Below are 17206 nucleotides of genomic sequence, written 5' to 3'. Positions count from 1 at the left end.
TAAAAATGAAAGCTGCCGTCATGGCAGCTTTATTATATTAAGGGCAGGATAGTGGGATGAACTATAGTTGAAAGAAACACTTTCTTTCATGTTAAAATTTTAAATAGAAAGATTTAAGGCTGAAACAACTTTGAGGTGAATTACATGGAATTTCGGTATCAAGTAGATAATTATGTAATGGAAGACATTAATCCAGAAGCCGATTTTGTTTACGGCTTCCTCTATCAAATGAACAATAGTACAAGCTCATTTTGTACACTATCTTTTAGTGATTCTTTATATATTCAATGTGCAGGTTCTAAGTCAAGAATGACAATAGAAATCAGAACACCAGATAAGTATGGATTTAGGCATTTTGTAGTCGGTGTAAAGAGTCTGTTAAAGACAAGCACAAAGGTTTCATACAGCGGTGGTGAAATAAAAGTTAAGTCTAATGAAGTCTTAAACCATAATCAGGCAGTTGAACTATTTAGAGCGTTTATTATTGAAAAAAGGATACCAGATGAATATACATTAAGAGAAACAACAGAAATGTTTAAAGATTAACGAGAATGGAGTATGTATTTGCTTGAACTTATGGAAAACGTTGATAACAACACGACAGCAGCTGGGCAGTGTTACAGTCATTGGCGAGGCAAGTTAGCCTTGAAAGCCGCTAAGTTTTCAAGATTTTTCACGTAATAGGAGGAAGAAGCGCAGATGAGCCATCCTTACCGGCCCTTGCATGCTCCCCAATTGCAGCCGCAGTTGCATATCCACTCGCACAACTTCCGGGAGTTTGCGCCAAGCCGTCGCCTGGCGTCGCATGTCGCTGCCTATTGGACGGTGGATTTCCTGCCGGTGCCGGGAAATCCGGGACATCGAGTCATCCCCGATGGCTGTGTCGATATTATAGTGGACCTGTTCGCTTCATCAAGCAGGCAGGCCGCTTATGTCGTAGGGCTAACGACACAAGTCGAAGTTTTGCAATTTGCAAAAGCACGCTCGGTATGGGGTATCCGGCTGTATTCGGAGTCGGCCCGCACGATCCTGAAGTCTCCAATATCGACATTAACGGCAAATCGTGTGTTTTTGGAGGATCTCTGGGGACAAGAGGCCCTCGATTGGGTCGAAAAGCTGCTGACTGCCCAATCGTTACCAGACAGGATCGAGGTCGTGGAGCAGCAATTGGGCCGAATACTGGCTGCGAGCGAGGTGCCTGCCCTCACTTTGGTCTACCAGAGCATGCAGTATATATACGAGGTCAAAGGTAATCTTTCCGTAACGGATTTGGCGGATAAGGTAAACTTTAGCGAGAGGCATCTGCGAAGATCCTTTGAACTGGAGCTTGGCCTCAGCCCGAAGGAGATGCTCGGCATCGTCCGCTTTCAAAGCGTGCTGGAGGAATTGTACAGAGGGGACTATTTCAGCTTGACGGATTTGGCACTTCAACACGGGTACTACGATCAGTCGCACTTCGCTGGCGTTTTTAAGCGATATTATGGACTTCCACTCAAAAGGCTGACCAAGCAGGAGTGAGGAAGTCCGTTTTTTACTATTTTGCAATGAAGGACAATTACTATAATGGGAGTGAAATCAAGCAAGGCGAGGGGAGCTGCATTACATGACGGTAAAGTTGAAACGAATCGCGATTTACGTAGAAGAGATGAAGAGGGCGTTGGATTTTTATCGTGTGTTGGGGCTGGATATTCCGGACGGCGCCGACGAAGATCATCACGTAGACGTGGAGCAAGAAGGAATTGTGTTTGCATTCGATATGGTGGAATCGGTAAAGCGTGTTTTTGAAGGCTGGGAAGATCCTGTCGGCTACCGGACCGAGCTCGCCTTTCAGTTCCCCAGCAACGAAGCGCTGGATGACGTGTACCGTCAGTTGACGACGCTTGGGTATGACGGCTTTCTCGAGCCGCAAGATGCACCGTGGGGAGAGCGATATGCGATCATAAAGGACCCCGATAACAATCTAATCAGTCTCGTCGCTTAACGAACTATCGGTGAACCATAGTTAAATAAAACAGTGGTAGTCTCGGACTTTGTTTTTTAGTCCTAGACTACCGCTGTTTCTTTATTCTGAACAGTATTTGTAACTTGCCGATCCAAATCAGGCGAATTGTGGCACGGTGGAAGCACTTGGGAGAGGGGCTGTTTGGGATTCAACGATTAACGAATCGATCAAGACTTGTTATGATCGTCTTAACTTGCGTTGCATGAAGTCTCATTTCAACAGCGTTTAACCGAGCAAGAGGTTCACGATCTTATTGCAAACAAAGAAAACGTAAAGAAATCTACACCGACCTATTACGGGGTGATTATCCGGTACGACAGGGGCGCGGGACAAAAACACCATATTGCACTAACTGGGAAGCTCAAAGGAATTTGTCTCCATGGGGAGCAGATCCCCTTTCTGCTTTATAAAATGCCGGAGAGAGGCTTTGTTTGGTTTGTGCTGTATTTTAACTCGGTAGCCATAGGATTGTTGGCTACTATTTTTATTAAGGTTTCAGCCGATAAACTAAAATAAGAGCGATTCTTACTACTAAGAATAGGATGTGTCACAATGTTCAAGAAGCTTATTGGTATATTGATAGTCCTCTGCATGGTCGTATCTACTCCACAAGTAGAGGGAGCTGCTTCTGTAAGTAAGCAAATTCAATTGGTAGTGAATAATAAAAAGATTACTGGTGTAAATCCGATTGTAAAATCGGGTGTTATGTACGTAGCTTTTCGCAAATTTTCTGACGCAATGGGTTATAGCAGATACTGGGATAATCTCGGGAAACATAAACGGTGTAGTCATTCGATTCGGTACCGGTGAAGATATTATTGAGTATAACGACGCTGGTAGTTACTATTTAACCAATGCAATTCTTGAAATTAAAGGACAAGCATATATCCCTCTTCGCGAATTTGGAGATATCGCGAAGTATTCGATTTATTATGATGAACCGAGGCTCACCGTAAGTATACAGACATATGGTTATGGTCAAGAAGCCGCTATTAAAGAGCTCATAACGAAATATTTCGAAGCATTTACTCCAAAATTACTGACATCTGATAATTTGACATTGGGATACCATAATCCTGAGTACGACTATGAAGCGAATCAAGTCAATAGTGAAATCCCAGTCCGAGAATCCAAGCTGAGCATCGATCGAATTGAATATACAGCTAAAGACCAAGCAACGCTTCAAGTAACTTATATAAAGAATACGGAAGAGTTGAATCGTAAAGATGTGGAAGTCTTCGTCATTCGGTATGAACAAGGACAATGGAAGATCGCACACGATGGCTGGTTTTATAACAAACTGGAACTTCCGGGGGATATCGACCAAAAGGCTGCAGCCATCTTAGAGGACCATTTTATTGGGCAAAATAACGTACTATCTGATTTAAGAAAATACTACGCAGCGTATAATGCAGAAAATCTTGATCAAACGATTTAATACACAGCCCCCTCATTCATTAAAGAATCGGAAGGTATTGTCATTGGGTCAAAAACCTGGAAAGACAACCTTAAAGAATTGTTCTCGCATAGCGACAATAGATACAAATTAACTAATGAACGAGTCGTCTTTCTTGGAAAAAAGGAAGCTGTGGTCCAAGGGACTCTTAGTTGGAGCGATATGACAGAAGGTGTTACAGAAGGTGATGAGGTATTCGAAGCTCTTATTTATATGGAAAACGCTAATGGACGATGGACGTATAATTACGAGCTTGATCTTGATCAGGATTTCGATACTCGCGAAGAGATCGCGGTATTCGATTGAGTGGTTGAGTAGTAGTTAATGTAAAGGGTTTGTTTCTCCAAGCTGATATTAAGCTAACGGGGTACGATAGTTCAATCAACAAAAGCTGCAGCGGATCGGAGAATCTACTGCAGCTTTTGTTGAAGTAAAGGGCAGAACGGTTCCAATATGTGGCTGCATTAGTTACAATCTCAGCAGTTGTTTTGACATCTTTTCAAATACATTAATTTATATGAAATAGATTTTGCGAGGTGTGCGTGTATTGAACGGAAATGAGCAATGGCATCGACATTTGGGGGCATATGGGATTTGTTTGAATGATGAAAAGTTATTAGTTATTCATTAGGGAGGCGGTCCATACTTCGGGCGATATGACCTGCCTGGTGGCACGGTTGAAGCTAACGCACTTTACAGCGACGAACTTGAAAATTCCCCCTCGCACGTGATTACATCAAATTGGAGGGGCTGAAAAGTCTCCTTCTTCAATTTGCTCGAAAACTTGCTTTCACACCAAATTCAAGATGTTGCTCATCAGAGGCTCCGCTATGGCGGAGCCTTTTCTGTCAGATTTCGATGACTTAAGCCTTTGGAATTTTTAGCACCGTGCCGGCTTTTACATCATCAATATTAGCAATATGATTGTAATTCGCGATGAACATCACATATTTGTCGGAGCCGTAATAGATTTTGGAGATGCTGTAGAGAGTCTCGCCACTCTTTACGGTATGATCGGATGTCTCGTTAACATCCGGCTTGTAGTTTTTTAGGGAAGGAATGATGAGATTGGTGCCAGCTTTCAAGCCTACATTTTTATCAAGCTTGTTTTCTTTCGCGATATAATCCACATATTCCACCGATTTGTAGAACATTCTGGAAACTCCTGACAGCGTGTCGCCTGCTTGGATTAGATAGGTAGCGGGCAAGTGTATTTTGGAATAGTCTTTAGTTCCTTGCTGGCCGCCATTTATCGATCCGGTTGTTGATGACAAGGCTGGGATCTTAAGAGTATCTCCGGCTTTCATATCATTAATAAACAAGATATGGTTATGCTCAGCAAGCAGATTATAATACTCCTTAGATTGATAAAACTTCTCTGATATCAATCTTAGCGTATCGCCTTTTTGGACCACATAGGTTGTCGGTAGCTTCACCGTTTTAGCAGGGGCTTCCGTAGGTTTTTCTATCTGTGCAGGCTTAGGCGTCTCCGTTGGCTTATCGCTTTCTCTGACTGGTGTGTTGGATGCAAGGGGAGCAGGTTCTTCTATTAAATCATTATAATCCTCTGCACGCTCTTGTTCCTCTTCGCTGTCAACGGATCCGGCGGTGATGGGGTCATCTTCCAATAGCTCGTTTCCGCCATTCCCATTATTAAGGGAATCTGAATCAGCTGGCTTGCCGATTCTGCTCTGCGCATTGGCTTGCTCGGCATCCCCGGCAGCTATCGGAAGTTTAGAATCAACTTTATTCGTATATTTGCCGTACAATACTCCGCAAATGCCAACAAGAATGATGACTATCGCCAGATAGATGATGAGATTTGTTTGTTTTAAAGATACCAATCTGCCTTTGGAATATTTGCTGCTGCGTGTGGATCTCTTATTCAAAACGTAATCTTCTCCTTTGTTCCTCCATTTAAACCTATTCTATCGGACTTATTGAACTCTGTGGAATGGGCCTTAATAGCCAATTCATTCTCAACGAGCACTGCTAGTATTGCAAATAGCCTGCTTTAAGTATGCCAATTTGAACAGTAGTCCTCTTTAGAAAATGTAGTTCTTTGGTGGCGCATGAGAATGAGGGTTAATATAGGTCTGCACGAATCTAGTTATTTCAGATATAATAGTAGACCTACATATCCTAAGAATATTAAAGGAGACTTATAGACTTCTATGAAAAAAATTGTATACCTGACAATTTTGATCTGTGGGTTGATTAGTATTTCTGGTTATATACCAAACCGGGCGGAAGCAAGCGGTAGTTATACGGCCAAGGTATACACCGACTCGTTAAATGTCCGCAGCGAGCCATCGCGTGATTCGTCGATCGTAGGCGGTTTGAAGAATGGCGAGATTGTAACGGTTTCAGATGAAGAGTACGGCTGGCTGCGCATCAAGTCGGACCGCGTCTCCGGTTGGGTGGCAGGACATTATTTGAAGAAAGTCGATGGCAACGTCGTTACGGCATCGGCGACAGATCAAGATGACAGCGTGCAGAACAGCTCTGCAGCCGCCCGTGCGACTGTGCTGGTAGATAGGCTTCGGCTCAGGGCAGGCGCCGGATTAAACCATAAAATTCTGGGATATCTAACAAAAGGTGAGGCTGTTACGATAATAGACAACCGGGAAGGATGGGTTCGGGTCAAGACCCGGGATAAGCAACTCGGCTGGGTATCGGATCGTTATATCGCGAAAGGCGAAACACAAACGGCGGCGGTTTCTTCGGGAAAATCGAAGAGCCTCAAGGGGAAAGTAATCGTAATCGACCCCGGTCACGGCGGAGACGATCCCGGAATGATCGGAACTACATATAAAACGATTGAGAAAAATCTTAATTTAAGCACTTCCTTCTACTTAGAGGATGAGCTTCGCAGTCGTGGAGCGCGCGTCCTCATGACAAGAACGAAGAATGAGGAGAAGCCCGGGCTGTCCGATAGGGTCAAGATAAGCGAATCCGCGGGTGCGGACGCATTCGTCAGCATCCATTATAATTCTTCGGAGAAAAACACGTCCGGTATACTTACCTTCTATTATTCGAATACAAAAGATCGGCCATTGGCCCGCGCGATAGAAAACAGGCTTGCGGACGGCATCGGCTTGAAGAGCAACGGGATCTCATACGGCAATCTTCACGTTTTGCGGGAAAACGATACGGTATCCGCACTCATAGAGCTCGGCTTCTTGTCCAACGCAAAAGATGAATCCATCGTCCGCGGCTCCAGCTATCAGAAAATAGCAGCCAAAGCAATTGCGAATGGGCTGGAGGATTACTTCAGCAGGTAACAGAGTGGTTCGTTATAGCGCAAGGCGTCAACAACTGCCTGTTTTATTTATTTCCCAGTCCGAATTCAATCTTATGCATAGTTTATTCTAATGCATTGAGTGATGTGGAAGGATGAGGGAAACGTGAAACAAAATCACAACTGGAAGAATAATACACACACGAAGAAAAAAAGGAAAAAAGAGGAGCTGCAACCCACAGGACAAAAGCTTGATTCAAATCTAAATGAGTTAGAATGGTTGGACGGGAAAGATGAATACAAAGTGAAGGAAAGACGAAGGGAAGAGTAATAATTTTGTTTTACGTAATATCGAATTGAGATTTTTTATATCACTATAGTACGAAGAACACGCCCGAAGCTATTGATATGTTCGGGGACAAGGGCTTCATCTAACGAAGAACGATAGCGCTATCCAGGAGCAGTTTGCCACCACGGCAGCTGCTCCTTCGTCATTAAGCTTAATAAGCAGGGTAGTTATTAAACCAATCGGGTAAATTAACTAAAAATTGATGGAGGATTTACCGATGCGGTGGAGATGTGTCCTGCTAATTTGTGTATATTGGGTTTAGTTATGGATTGTACAGAGGCTTACAGTGAAGACTGGCCAACAAGATATAATGACGAAAATCAGCTAATGGCCTTGGAAGAAGTCCTAATCATTGAACTTTTTCCAAAGTAAATGAAAGTGCTTGATAGCAACTATGATGATTTTCTCATGGACAGTGCTCATATTTTGCCAATGACGAAATCGCACTCATATCCTCAAAAAGAGTTTGTTCTTGAGGGAAGAGTACATACGAAAGATTCCTTAGAGTTAGTCCAATTTACTTTTACAGTTGATCATCATGACGGATATAGAGTGAGTCGCTTTAGTCATATGCCCTTGAACTAACGGTAAACGATAGTTGAAAAGCTCAAACTGATGAAGCTACCGGTAAACCATCGGCGGCTTTTGTTGCGTTAGAGGGAGAATTGTTCAATCATCTATAGAAACATTCGCAACAACAAATCATTTATCGGAATGGTTCAAATGGCGAAATATCAATGATTTATTGGGTTTGTTAGGTGAAATGAGGAATTTAATTGATTCGCCAAATACTAATGTCTTATGGTCGGGTGGAACTTGAAGATAAGAAAGTAATATCTGAACTTAAAATCTTATTCGCTCCAACTGGTTCAAGCTGACAGCAGTCTCGCCGCGACCTGCGAGGTTCCGCTGACTTCCGAGAAGTAGCCAAAGCAAAAACCCGGCAAAAAAGCCGTCGGGTTTTGGTTGAATATGATTCAAACCGTATTATACAAACCGTCATTGATAGCGCATGCATCGACAGCGGTACCCAAGTGATAATGAAGCAGGCATAGACCAAAGCCCTATGCTACTGTCGTGTGTTCAGACCGGAGCATTTTCTTTGTAAAATAGAAGGAGACCCTTCCGGTTGGATATTGTCCAGCCGGAAGGGTCCGCATTTTTCTGTTTACGCTTTTACTTAGCCAGATATTCGACGAACCTTACAAAGATAGTGGCTACTTCGGCGCGGGTGGCGGTGGCTGTGGGGTCAAAGAGGTTGTTCGGCTTGCCTGATACAATGCCGATGCCCTGCAGCGCCTGAACGGCATTGAGCGCCCATGAGCTGATCTCACTCTCGTCCGCGAAGGAGTTAGATTGGCTTTCAGGTATCTCATAGCCCTTGTACTTCATGAAGTTGTACAGGATCACCAGCATCTGTTCGCGCGTCAACGGTGAATTGGGGTCAAACAGGTCAGCGTTTATTCCGCTGACTATGCCGCTTTCGGCCGCCCACTCGACTGCTGCTGTGTACCACTGCCCGTCCGTCACGTCGCTAAAGCGGGAACTCGTATAGGCGGAGCGATTTACGTTCTCAAGATTTGCCAGTACCTGCACGAACATCGCGCGCGTCATTGAGGTGCCCGGTGAGAACATCGTGGACGCCGTGCCGTTGAAAAGGCCGTATGTGTAGGCTAAGTTTACGTAGCTGTAGAACCAGTTGTCCGTGTAGACATCCTTGAAAGGATTGCCCGACATCACGAGGAAGCCCAGCGGGGTGTCGTCATCGAACACAAGCTCCGCACCCTCATGGATGTTCAGCGACATGCCGTTGTTTAAGCCGACACTCGCGCCGCCCGGTCCTACCACAACCGCGCCGCCGCTCTGTATCTTCGAGCCGCTATGGATATCCATCTGGTTGCCGTTCGGCAGGTTCACATGCGCGTCTCCGCCGCCAACTGTGACTGTACCGTCGCCCACTATCGTCGAGCCGCCCGGAATGGTCACTGTGCTGTTGCCGCCAGGTAGTGCCACTTCGGCGCTCTTGCCCGCCGGAATGGTCACCTTATCGTTTGAGTCTATAGTTGTGCCTTCCGGTACCTTAATCTTCGTCCCACCCTTGATCGCGATCTCGCCGCCGCCGGGTAGGGTGGTGTTGCCGTTTTTGTCTGTGACCGCGGGCTTATCCTTAGGTGTATTCACAGTGTAGTTCGACTTCGATCCCGCGTCTGTCCCGTTGCCCGTATTTCCGCTGTTGCCACCAGAAGGATTGGGCACAGTAGGAGTTGTCGTCTTTGTCGGCGTAGCCGTTGCACGGATCTCCGCGCCTTCGCCCTTCGCATTTACAGCAACGATCTTGAAGGTGTAGGCTTGGTCGTTTGTCAGGCCCGTGAAGGTATATTTGGTCTCTGCCGCACCTAGTGTGACTAGCGTCACGCTGCCGTACCAGACCTTGTAACCCACTATCGCGCTGCCACCGTCGTCAGCCGGGGCAGTCCAGCTTAATGTGACCTGTCCGTCGCCCGCCGTTGCTTTGAAGTCGCCCGGAGCACCGGGCCCATCCGTTTTTCTCTGCGCGAACATCCAATCAAAGACGTCTGTGTAGTCATTGCTCCAAGCCGGCAAGTTAGGGGACTGCGCCGTTGGAGCTATGCTCCAAGTTCCCATCGTTATCTGGTTGTAAAGAACCGCAGCTTCAACCTCGTGCGCTATATAATCAGGCAGGGCAGGTGTGTTGTTTGGATTCGGCCGCTGACTCGGCTGATCATATTGATTGTAGGGCCATGTAAGAGCCTCATTGCTCTCAAAGCGGGAAGCTCTCGCGTTGGTCATTTTCGGCATATTGGTGTTTATGAAGGTAGCGAGGTTAGTCTGGTATATTCCAACGTTATTAGCATTGATAAACATCCAATAGGCCAGTTTGGCGTGAGCGTCGTTGGCGTTCGCGTTCGGTGATCCGTTTACCGGAGACATAGGTGCTGCGGCCGCGAAAAAGCCGGGGTAGTCGTTAACTAAGGTGTTCGTATACAGGCCGCCCCATGAGAAGCCCGCCGCGTAAATACGGTTAGGGTCTACTGCGCCGCTGGCAACCAGATCGTCTATAACCTTCTTAACATTGGCTGTGGAGGGAGTAGATACGCCATTATAGGAAATATTCAGGATATGGCTGGCGTATTTTTCGGGATTTTCTTCCATTTTTTTCATTAGAGCGACCGAGCCGTTGGCGGATTTCATGGCCGCTTTGGGGTCTGTTTCAGCGTTTGTGCCGCCGCGTGACCTGCCGTGGGTATACACATACAGCGGCAATCGTTGCACCACATTACCGTTGCCATCCTTGTGAAGGTAGAGCGCGCGATTGACCGAATCGCCCGTGGGTGTTGTAAACTTGTCAAGGATCGGATTCACAACTTTGTCCTGTTCAAAAACCACGTTGCGAAGCGAACTCCCATCTGTTAGTTGGAGCTCGTCGTTCTGGACGATGTTGTAAACTTGCTTTGTCGAGTTACTGTTGCCGTCCAGCGTTATATTGCCGCCGCTCTCTGAATAAAACTCAAACTCAACTACGATGTAACGGCCGCTTGCCAGTCCTTCTTGATAATCCGGTGAATGGCTTACCGTCCCCAGATAGCCGCGTACCTTTGGTTCGTTGTTGGCGTATACCCTTGTGATCTTGCGCGTCCCTTCAAAGGTCACCGAGTCGCCGCCGAGGGTCGTGTTCCTAGCCGAGACGGTAAACAAGCCCGGTTTAAGCGCGGAGCCTAAAGCCGCCTTCCCATCGCCTAAGTCAATGATGACGGCCGTCGTGTACTCGCCACGGGCGAAGTTGTCATTCCATACGATAAAGGGAAGCTGCTTCGCGTCCGGATCGTTTTTGAATGTCACGTGAATGGTATGGTCAGCCTCAACATTTGCAAAGGTATAAGTGCCAGCAGTTAGAGTCACGGCCTCGCCGTCTACCGTTACGGTATCCACAATTTTGCCGTGATTGGGGGTAAACGTAAATTGTTTGCTTGAGCCCTTAGCAAGTCTCAGAACATCGCCGGGTGGGTCCGGCGTTATTATACCGCCCGGTCCCGCCGTGGCGGTGATTGAGAATCTGGTGTCCGCTTCATTGGCTGAAGTGAGCTGCAGGCTGTCTGTAAATGAAGCATCGCTGGAATAACCCGCGTCCGGAACTCCGAAAGAGGAAACGACTTCATAGCGGTCACCGCCCTTTTCCGTCGAGTTATTGATATAGACCTCAAAGGTAAGCTTGCCTTCCTGTAAGGTCAAGGTTCCTTTGGGTATTCTCATCTCCACGATATATCCTGTATCCGTGATCTGGGTCCACGCAGCTCTGCCAGGAGCGGACTGTCCTGAAAACACGCCCGTCGCGCTGACGCGCCATTGGTTTGAGCCTCCGGATCCATTGCCGACATAAAACTCCAGGCTGTCGTACTGGTAATCTCCGCCGGCTCCCTGATAGAGATTGCTGTCCTTCACAACTACGCGGGCATACAGGTAGTCGTGGTCCCAAAGGATTCTGGCTGTGCCCGTGGCATGGGGTCTGGGGTCGTCGGGTACAGTGCTTTTGTTGATGGGATGTTCCATTGTCAAGGCCCACAGTGGGTCGTTTGACCCGAGTTCGGGAGTTCCGAAAATGGCGATCGGCGTATCATTCGCCTGCAAGGTTGTAAGAGTTGTAGAACCGAGGTCGCCATCACGTGCTTCTGCGTACTGGATGTTGCCAGAGGCGGCGGCAAAGCTGGCAGGCGTTAGCGACGCCACCATTATTACCAAGCAACAGAGGAACGAGAGCATTCTGCCAAATCGTTTTGACATCAAATGAAAATCCTCCTTATTTTTCGATCCGGTGCGCCCACGGCTTACCCGCATCGTATTCGGACACATTGTCAATTTGACAAACGCCCAACTATAGGATGTGGTATATTTACCAGGTTTTCAACCTGTCAAAATATAGAATCTATGGAAACGCTTGCTCCGAGAAATCTTTAACAATAATCATGATTCCATTCAAATAGATGCTGATGTTAAAGTGGCTTATTTATCACAGATTCAAGGCGAAACGCTACGATTTCGTTGTTCCATAAATCCTTGATAACACATAAATAGATCCGCTCATCCAACACAGGATATTGTGTAACGGTCGGTAACCCACTTTTGATTAGGGCCTTCTGCTGTAAAATTTCGTTGCAACTTATTCTCTGCATTTCTGCCTCTGAGACCGGCTGCATGATGGCTAGTCCGGTGGATGAATTTACGACGTAACCCTGTCCTGATCGTGGATATTAAAATGAGCAGTGATCTTTTTATAACTCCATCCAGGAGTCTACTGGATGCAGAATGCCGTTGTATCTGCTCTCTGTTTTTATTAGCTAAAGGGCAGATAGTGGGAATATTTACATGTGTTCGGTTATTGTTCGACCTGCTAGATTAGACATACTTGGGATAATTGGGAGATGTGATTCATCAGCATGAATAGTAAAAAAATTGTTATAGGAATTTTACTTTTGTCGATTGCCTTTAACATTTATCAATGGAAAACGTTAAAGTCAAACAAACAAACAGAGAAAGCCTTTATGAGCAGAAATATGTCGATTTTAGGCTCCGATTTCATACAGGCAAGGGGTTCTATTGAAGATATACTGACTGAAAAATACGACAGGGGCTTAAAGTTTGGAATAGCCTCTGCGGTGTTAATGGACGCTAGCTTTAGGGCAAATGAACCATTTGCTTATGAAGATAATTATCTGGTGTGGCATAAGATTGGTGCTACTATGGAAAGGGCTAATAATAAAGTGGGGCAATTAGTTAACAAAGCAACATTGGACGAGAATGATGTTACTCAACTAAATGACATCAAACAGATGCTGGATGTGTATATTGAAATGATGCAAAAAAGTAATGCGAATACTGGCTACATTGACGATCAATCTCTTCTCAAAGCTGAAAAAGCCGCTGATCAATTTAATGAGTAGTAAGCTTATAATTGAACTAACGGAAACATTAGCTCAAGAAAGAGAAAACGGCAGCTCATACTGTGAGTTGCCGTTTTGTCATCTAATTACTCATCTCTTAACCAAATCTAAGGTATTCTAAAGGGTTATTCGAGTGTTATTATATGAATATTTGATTGCAAAATAAAGGAGTTCAGCAGATGGGAAGCAAGTTTGCCAATCTTCAAATACAATACGTCGATCCTCTCATCGTAAAAGAAATAATACCCGGTTGTACGGTAAAAGAATTTTCCAGAGGTTGGGTTACTGTGCTACACGAAGACTTTCAAATCGGTACAATCGAACGGGAAGCCTACAAACTATCCAAGAACTTGGATAGACCTATATTGTCCGTCGGTTACTACGATGATGACATTCTCGTTCTGCGAGTTTATAAACAAGGGAAATCTGTTGCCTATCATGTTTCAAATGATGGTTATGGGTATGAGTCGAGGACCGGGAACCCTACTCATTTTCAACAAAGTTTAGGACTTGAAGAGAAGGATACATCAGTTATCAAGGAAATACTGAAATGCGAGAACCTAGAAAAGAAAGTTGTTCTGCTGGAAAACTTATTGGGAGTCACTTTATGGATCAATTATCGAAGTTTTGAAGAGTATGAGAAGGAACTTAGTGCACGAGTTTTCGATAAATCGATTATTTACGAATACATTGATGAATTAAAGGCAGCTGGCAGGGTAAAAAATCATACGGAGTTGAAAATGCGGGCAGAGATTGAAGCAATTCCGGAATGGTCCTGCGATGAGTGTTTCCGTTTGCCAGATGCGAACGGCGACTTTATTTTGAACAATTCCGATGTTTTTAAAATTCGAATGGATGGGAATTACGAACCGACAATAATTAATCAAGTAGGAACGAATTCTAGAGAAAATTCTATTCTCCATCTATTGCCTGATGGAGCAACTGTTCAAACGAGTTACGAACATAATCAACACTCAATTTTCCAATGTGATTCTACAGGTCATATGAAGTGGAAATTGGAAGTGGATTTTATTAAAGTTCCCCCAGTGCTTCATAATGATCATCTCTACATGCATGTGGATATTAACGCTGTTGCTTGCATTTTAAAAATAAATCGGGAGGGCGAGATTGTTTCTAGATTTGAGGCTCCCACTTGGGGTGGTTGTCATTGGAAAACCTTCCTGATCGATCATCAGAATCGAATTTTCTATTGCTGTACTCTCGATCAGAATGGAGAGAGACAGGCTCGTCTTTTTTGCTTTAATGAGGATCTTGCCGTACTGGAACAAAGGGATCTGGATGGGACCAGCTTCGATTTTGTTATGGATCATAAGCTTGGATTCTTGTACATTTACATTCACCTAAAAGAGATCATCAAAATCGATGTAACTACAGTTGACATAACTGGTCGGCTCAAATGTACGGATTATGTAAAATTAGTCTTTGTAGATCGCAAGAACCGCGTGTATATCCAAAAAGGGGAAAGTACCCTCGAACTAATGAGCCCAGTAATGCAGATAGTTTCTCGCCATCGGTTAAAGGGGCAGATACAATGGCATGATATCAATTTTGAGGGAAATCCCTGTTTCGTAACTTGGAACGGCAGGAATTGGGATTCTGGTAAGGAGAAGAGTCTTTTAAGGGTGTTTGAGATTACAGAATGAGAACTCGTTGAGCTAACGGGATACTATAGTTCAATTAATAAGGCTGCAACAGATCGGAGGATCTGCTGCAGCCTTTATTGAAGTAACGGGCAGGTTAACGCAACAAATGTTACTTCAAAACGTTTATAAATGTATTGCTGATTTATGAGGCAGGTTAGTTTACAGAGTGACAGGAGTTCCCCCGGTTTTTTTCAAAAGGAGAACGTCTATGAAGGTCTATGAAGTACCTAAAAAAGGAGGATGTGAAATGAAGTTTCGAATGATTATATTTTTCCTTGCCATTGTTACTGTTCTGACAAGTTGCACTAATGAGATTAAAAGTAAAGACTCTATAGATACAGGCACTGTAACTATAGACGGTGTAACGCAAGCACTGGAAGACCAAGGGCTAAAACTTCAACAAATTCACCCGAAGTGCGGTACATCACCATTTGAAAAGTTAAATGATGTTACGGCAGTAACGTTTGCCGTAAATTCGTCGCTTGTTTCAACTGTAAATGTATACATCTACGGTTTTAATTCCGAAGAAGCCCGAATTGAAGGACATAAAGACTTTGATAAAAAATTAGCAGTAGCTAAGTTATTAATTGAACCACGTGTTTACGAGAACAAAAATGTAATGATTGTCCATTTTGGAGAAAAAGCTGATTACGAAACAATAATTGAATCAACGATAAAATCGCTATAATTGAACTCCCTCGAAATGATTCACTTTCCTCACTCAGACTCATGAATTCGCAGGATTTCATCCTGTAGTTAAGTTGAAGAAAAGGATAATGGGGGAGCTGGAGGCTGGGAATGGGGAAACTGGGCATGCGGAAATAAAGGTGAATAGGAATCACCCATATTGTTCCATAATACGCACGTCTCCACTTCGCCCTAGAGATTCTCACTCCCATGTCTCAACGGGTCATAGCCCTTTCATTCCTTCGTCACATCTTAACTAAGGGGTGGAGGTCGGTCTTTCTAACGGAACGGGTCCGAGCCCTTTTGTTTAACGTATCCCGATACTCCGTGCTTCTTGTCATCCTGCGAATACTTGAGCTGGTGAGGATCTTTTAGTTTTATGCTGCTTGAGGGAATACCTTGGTCGGTTCGTAAATAATGCTGCTTTTAGTCAAAGCGACAAGCATACGTGCTACTTTTCCGATTATTTTCATGATGGATTTCACCTTCTTCATCTTCTTTTCCTCAACATTGTAGCGATGCGCCGCTCGAACTTCCGAATTTGTCATAACCATACTCATCGTCATGAGATAAAGAAAATGACGTAAGCGTGGTCGGCCTCGCTTACTAAGCACCATCTTTCCTCGCCATTTCCCAGAGCTAGCCTCCGCAAGATTTAACCCCGCGTGACGAAGCAAGGCATTGCCATGCGCATAGCCACTTAGATCGCCAGCTTCGCCGAGTATACAGGCTAGATTTGTTATATAAATACCTCGTATTTCAAGAAGTTTTTGTGCATAGGGGATGCGTTCAAGGATGATCTGGACCTCGTGCTCAATTTGTTCAAGCTGACGTTGAGCCAAGTCATACTCTTCAATTAATTGCCCAAGATGAAGCTTGTAAGCATGAAGTGCTTGAGTGGTACCACACTGACCTTTGCAAGTGAAATGAGCAGTTCAGCACGTTTGACACCAGCATGACGTTTTACATATTGCTTCCAACCGGCAAGGACTTGTTCCGTATCTAGCCGACTAATTTCTTTCGGTAGAGGAAAGAGTCTAAGAGTTGCAATTGCACTGGTGCAAGTAAGGATTTTAAAGACCTGGCGAAGTTCAGGGAAAACAATATCTACCCAGCGATGAATCTGATTAACAGCAGCGTTCAACCGTTTAGTAATGGTCTCTCGATTTGCCATTAGAATACGCAATTCCTCGTAGTCTTCAGGATGGAAACGAACAGGGGAGTAATACCCGTTTTTGACCATGTCTGCAATGACTAGTGCATCCTTATGATCACTTTTAGAGGGTGTATTATCCCGGTTTTCCTTGTTCTTTTTGACGAGATGAGGATTAACCAGAACGGGCTCAATGCCTTGATCGAGGAGCCATCGCGCTAAACTAAACCAGTAGTGACCAGTGGGCTCCATGCCAACGATGACGCTGCTAAGCTTGTAAGATTTGAGTAGATCTTGGATCCAGCGTTCGAACAGATTAAACCCTTCGCGATGGTTACCGAACTCAAGTGGCATTCCCAAAGCTATCCCTCGAAAGCTAACAGCGCGGGCCACATGGACTTCTTGAGCAATGTCTACACCAATGACCAAATGATGAGCGGTAATGTTTTCTATGAGTTGATTTTGCTTATCTTGTGCTTTAAACTTCATGATAGAGCGACCTCCTGATGTGGATTTTAAGGGCTTTTGACCCGTTGCGTAATCCCATCGTACAGAGGCGCTCGTTTTTGTTCAAACTCCAAATTATTCGGTTTACAGGAATTCTAAACAATCCTGTAGAGCTTAAGAAATGAGCTTTGTAAAAAAAGGAGCGCCTCGGTATGATGGGTTTGTCGACAACACATCAGGGAGGCGCTCT

General features: G+C 44.8%; 13 protein-coding genes and 1 pseudogene. 11 read left to right on the top strand and 3 right to left on the bottom strand.

What is annotated here, in order from left to right; all coding sequences use genetic code 11:
- The first annotated feature begins 144 nt into the window (after positions 1-144).
- The 6 genes from FHT67_RS27335 (at position 145) to FHT67_RS27315 (ending at position 3764) form a co-directional block, all read left to right on the top strand.
- Entirely contained in the window at positions 145-546 is a 402-nt protein-coding gene (locus tag FHT67_RS27335) for a hypothetical protein (RefSeq protein ID WP_132313024.1), read from the top strand.
- A gap of 153 nt (positions 547-699) precedes the next feature.
- Positions 700-1518: a helix-turn-helix transcriptional regulator gene (locus tag FHT67_RS27330; protein ID WP_132313022.1), complete on the top strand. Its 819-nt coding sequence runs from the start codon at positions 700-702 to the stop codon at positions 1516-1518.
- 85 nt (positions 1519-1603) lie between these two features.
- Positions 1604-1981, top strand: coding sequence for a VOC family protein (locus tag FHT67_RS27325; protein WP_132313020.1), 378 nt, complete (start codon positions 1604-1606; stop codon positions 1979-1981).
- A 219-nt stretch (positions 1982-2200) separates the two neighbouring features.
- A complete protein-coding gene (locus FHT67_RS29810) occupies positions 2201-2518 on the top strand; it encodes a hypothetical protein (RefSeq protein ID WP_208403626.1) in 318 nt (105 codons plus the stop codon).
- Between the two features lie 538 nt (positions 2519-3056).
- Positions 3057-3440 (top strand): hypothetical protein, encoded by a 384-nt coding sequence (locus tag FHT67_RS27320; RefSeq protein WP_208403625.1) that lies wholly within the window; start codon positions 3057-3059, stop codon positions 3438-3440.
- Between the two features lie 180 nt (positions 3441-3620).
- Positions 3621-3764 carry a hypothetical protein gene (locus FHT67_RS27315; RefSeq protein ID WP_167201978.1) on the top strand — a complete coding sequence of 48 codons (144 nt, stop codon included), beginning with the start codon at positions 3621-3623 and terminating at the stop codon, positions 3762-3764.
- Positions 3765-4321: 557 nt separating this feature from the next.
- On the opposite strand, the gene FHT67_RS27310 is transcribed toward FHT67_RS27315, so the two are convergent.
- Entirely contained in the window at positions 4322-5347 is a 1026-nt protein-coding gene (locus FHT67_RS27310) for a LysM peptidoglycan-binding domain-containing protein (protein ID WP_167201977.1), read from the bottom strand.
- A 324-nt stretch (positions 5348-5671) separates the two neighbouring features.
- On the opposite strand from FHT67_RS27310, the gene FHT67_RS27305 reads away from it, so the two are divergent.
- Together FHT67_RS27305 and FHT67_RS27300 are read left to right on the top strand one after the other, a co-directional pair.
- Entirely contained in the window at positions 5672-6742 is a 1071-nt protein-coding gene (locus FHT67_RS27305) for an N-acetylmuramoyl-L-alanine amidase family protein (RefSeq protein WP_243867525.1), read from the top strand.
- A gap of 123 nt (positions 6743-6865) precedes the next feature.
- The gene (locus tag FHT67_RS27300; RefSeq protein WP_165930537.1) at positions 6866-7030 is read left to right on the top strand and encodes a hypothetical protein; all 165 of its coding nucleotides are present in this window, start codon (positions 6866-6868) and stop codon (positions 7028-7030) included.
- A gap of 1194 nt (positions 7031-8224) precedes the next feature.
- Here the strand turns inward: FHT67_RS27300 and FHT67_RS27295 are convergent.
- The gene (locus FHT67_RS27295) at positions 8225-11848 is read right to left on the bottom strand and encodes an S-layer homology domain-containing protein (protein ID WP_167201975.1); all 3624 of its coding nucleotides are present in this window, start codon (positions 11846-11848) and stop codon (positions 8225-8227) included.
- Between the two features lie 653 nt (positions 11849-12501).
- Between FHT67_RS27295 and FHT67_RS27290 the strand changes: the two genes are divergently transcribed.
- The 3 genes from FHT67_RS27290 (at position 12502) to FHT67_RS27280 (ending at position 15357) form a co-directional block, all read left to right on the top strand.
- Positions 12502-13005 (top strand): hypothetical protein, encoded by a 504-nt coding sequence (locus FHT67_RS27290; RefSeq protein WP_167201974.1) that lies wholly within the window; start codon positions 12502-12504, stop codon positions 13003-13005.
- A 179-nt stretch (positions 13006-13184) separates the two neighbouring features.
- Positions 13185-14669, top strand: a complete 1485-nt coding sequence (locus tag FHT67_RS27285) for a hypothetical protein (protein ID WP_167201973.1) — start codon at positions 13185-13187, stop codon at positions 14667-14669.
- 208 nt (positions 14670-14877) lie between these two features.
- Positions 14878-15357 (top strand): hypothetical protein, encoded by a 480-nt coding sequence (locus FHT67_RS27280; RefSeq protein WP_167201972.1) that lies wholly within the window; start codon positions 14878-14880, stop codon positions 15355-15357.
- Between the two features lie 376 nt (positions 15358-15733).
- Here FHT67_RS27280 and FHT67_RS27275 read toward each other — a convergent pair.
- A pseudogene (locus FHT67_RS27275) lies at positions 15734-16998 on the bottom strand (IS110 family RNA-guided transposase).
- Between the last annotated feature and the right edge of the window lie 208 nt (positions 16999-17206).

It is taken from the genome of Paenibacillus sp. BK720 (assembly GCF_011761545.1).
Lineage (GTDB): Bacteria > Bacillota > Bacilli > Paenibacillales > Paenibacillaceae > Pristimantibacillus.
Note: the sequence above shows the minus strand (reverse complement) of the source record. Positions and strands in the feature narration are given on the sequence as shown.